Source organism: Aurantimonas sp. C2-5-R2 (assembly GCF_036549495.1).
GTDB classification, from domain to species: domain Bacteria; phylum Pseudomonadota; class Alphaproteobacteria; order Rhizobiales; family Rhizobiaceae; genus Aurantimonas; species Aurantimonas coralicida_A.
The window spans coordinates 1-2,838 of record NZ_JAZHLJ010000060.1 but is presented as its reverse complement, the minus strand read 5'-3'; the positions used below and the strand labels follow the sequence as shown (position 1 = coordinate 2,838).

The 2,838-nt window shown below is 64.2% G+C and carries 2 protein-coding genes; both read left to right on the top strand.

Annotated elements, in window-relative coordinates:
• Window positions 1-260: 260 nt before the first annotated feature.
• On the top strand, window positions 261-2,045 hold the full coding sequence (locus VQ044_RS18950; RefSeq protein ID WP_327648904.1) for an acetolactate synthase 3 large subunit: 1,785 nt from the start codon (window positions 261-263) through the stop codon (window positions 2,043-2,045).
• Window positions 2,046-2,178: 133 nt separating this feature from the next.
• Window positions 2,179-2,751 carry an acetolactate synthase small subunit gene (gene ilvN / locus VQ044_RS18945; protein WP_327648906.1) on the top strand — a complete coding sequence of 191 codons (573 nt, stop codon included), beginning with the start codon at window positions 2,179-2,181 and terminating at the stop codon, window positions 2,749-2,751.
• Window positions 2,752-2,838: the final 87 nt, after the last annotated feature.

Sequence of the window (2,838 nt, the reverse complement as noted above, 5' to 3'; positions counted from 1 at the left end):
CGCGGCCCTTAGTGGCCGCGCACTATTGCGTTGACTGACGGTCCCGATGCGCTTAGCGTCATGTGCGATGAACACGAACGGCATTCTCGTAGTACGAAGGCGCACACGCGCGGCGGTCTAGCGACCGCCCGGCGATAGCCACGTGTGCGCATCCAAAGGGCCCCAGCGGCCCTTTTTTATTGCGCCGATTTCCGGCAAATATCCGGACAGGGAAACGGCGCCAGACAAATCCGGCAGACAGCAGACGGAAGATCACGACGATGAAAGCGACAGCGGAAACGCGGGAAATGACGGGCGCCGAAATGGTCGTCCAGGCGCTGAAGGACAATGGCGTCACGGATATCTTCGGTTACCCGGGCGGCGCGGTGCTACCGATCTATGACGAGATCTTCCAGCAGGAGGAGGTTCGCCACATTCTGGTGCGGCACGAGCAGGGCGCCGGTCATGCCGCGGAGGGCTATGCCAGGTCGACCGGCCGACCGGGGGTGATGCTGGTGACCTCCGGGCCCGGTGCGACCAATGCGGTGACGGCGCTGCAGGATGCGCTGATGGATTCGATCCCGCTGGTCTGCATCACCGGCCAGGTGCCGACGACGCTGATCGGCTCCGACGCCTTCCAGGAATGCGACACGGTCGGGATCACGCGGCCCTGCACCAAGCACAACTGGCTGGTCAAGGACGTCAATGACCTGTCCCGCGTGTTGCACGAGGCGTTTCATGTCGCCACCACTGGCCGGCCCGGCCCCGTGGTCGTCGACGTGCCGAAGGACGTCCAGTTCGCGACCGGCACCTATTCGCCGCCGCCGCCGATCCGTCAGCATGAGAGCTACCGGCCGAAGCTCGACGGCGACCGCGACCGGATCGAGGCGGCGGTCGCCATGCTGGCCGCCGCGAAGCGCCCGATGATCTATTCGGGCGGCGGCGTGATCAATTCCGGACCGGAGGCGACGCGGCTGCTGCGGGAGTTCGTCGCGAGCACGGGTTTTCCGATCACCTCGACGCTGATGGGGCTTGGCGCCTATCCCGCGTCCGGCAAGAATTGGCTCGGCATGCTCGGCATGCACGGCACCTACGAGGCGAATCTCGCCATGCATGGCTGCGACGTGATGCTGTGCGTCGGTGCGCGCTTCGACGACCGCATCACCGGGCGCCTCGATGCGTTCTCGCCGAACTCGAAGAAGATCCACATCGACATCGATCCCTCGTCGATCAACAAGAACGTCCATGTCGACCTGCCGATCATAGGCGATGTCGGCCATGTGCTGAAGGACATGGTCGAACTCTGGAAGGCGCGCGGCAAGGCGAGCGAACCTGCGGCGCTGGCGAACTGGTGGGATCAGATCGAGACCTGGCGCGCGCGCGACTGCCTCGCCTACAAGCCGAACAACGACGTCATCATGCCGCAATACGCCGTGCAGCGGCTCTACGCGGCGACCAAGGACCGCGAAACCTACGTGTCGACCGAGGTCGGCCAGCATCAGATGTGGGCGGCGCAGTTCTATGGTTTCGAGGAGCCGAACCATTGGCTTACCTCCGGCGGGCTGGGGACGATGGGCTACGGCCTGCCGGCGGCGATCGGCGCGCAGATCGCCCATCCCGATGCCTTGTCGGTCTGCATCGCCGGTGACGCGTCGGTGCTGATGAACATGCAGGAGATGTCGACGGCGGTTCAGCACCAAGCGAACGTCAAGATTTTCATTCTCAACAACCAGTATATGGGCATGGTCCGCCAGTGGCAGCAGCTCTTGCACGGCAACCGCTTGTCGCACTCCTACACCGAGGCGCTGCCGGATTTCGTCAAGCTGGCGGAAGCCTATGGCGGCCACGGCATTCGCTGCGAGAAGCCGGGCGATCTCGATGACGCGATCGAGGAGATGCTGGCTGTCGACAAGCCGGTGCTGTTCGACTGCCGGGTGGCCAATCTCGCCAACTGTTTCCCGATGATTCCGTCGGGCAAGGCGCATAACGAAATCCTGCTGCCGGACGAGGCAAGCGACGAGGCAGTGGCCAGCGCCATCGACGCCAAGGGCAAGGCGCTAGTGTAGACGCAGCGGCGCCGCGTCGGGGGATTGTCTCGACGGCTTTCGCGCTTCGGCGCGTTTGTACCGCCGCGCCGACGCTTTTCTTTTTCGCGCGCGCCTCTATGGTGCCGCCATCTCCAGAGTACCGAGTTCGACCATGAACAGACCCGTCCAGTCACCCGCTTCGGCCTATTTCATCACTCCCGAAAAGGAGGCGAACGAGGCGCGCACGCTGGCGATCATCGTCGACAACGAACCGGGGGTTCTGGCGCGTGTGATCGGGCTGTTCTCCGGCCGTGGCTACAACATCGAAAGCCTGACGGTCTCGGAAACCGAGCACGAGAAGCATCTGTCGCGCATCACGGTCGTCACCCGCGGCGCGCCGCATGTGATCGAGCAGTTGAAAAGCCAGCTCGACCGGATCGTGCCGGTGCATCGCGTCGTCGATCTCACCCGCGTTGCGGGCGAAGACGGCGAAAGCGCGCCGATCGAGCGCGAGCTGGCGATCGTCAAGGTGGCCGGCAAGGGCGAGGGTCGCGTCGAGGCGCTGCGGCTGGCCGACGTCTTCCGCGCCAAGGTCATCGACTCCTCGATCGAGCATTTCGTCTTCGAGATCACCGGTAGGCCGTCGAAGATCGACAAATTCGTTGCGATCATGGCGCCGCTCGGCCTCGTCGAGGTCTGCCGCACGGGCGTCGCGGCGCTGTCGCGCGGCAAGGCGGGAATGTAGATCCCATGGGGTGGATAGCGACCCGCTCTCTGACAGAGTGGTGTTGTTGAACCGGCCACCTGGAGACGACCATGCAATTCTTAGCTG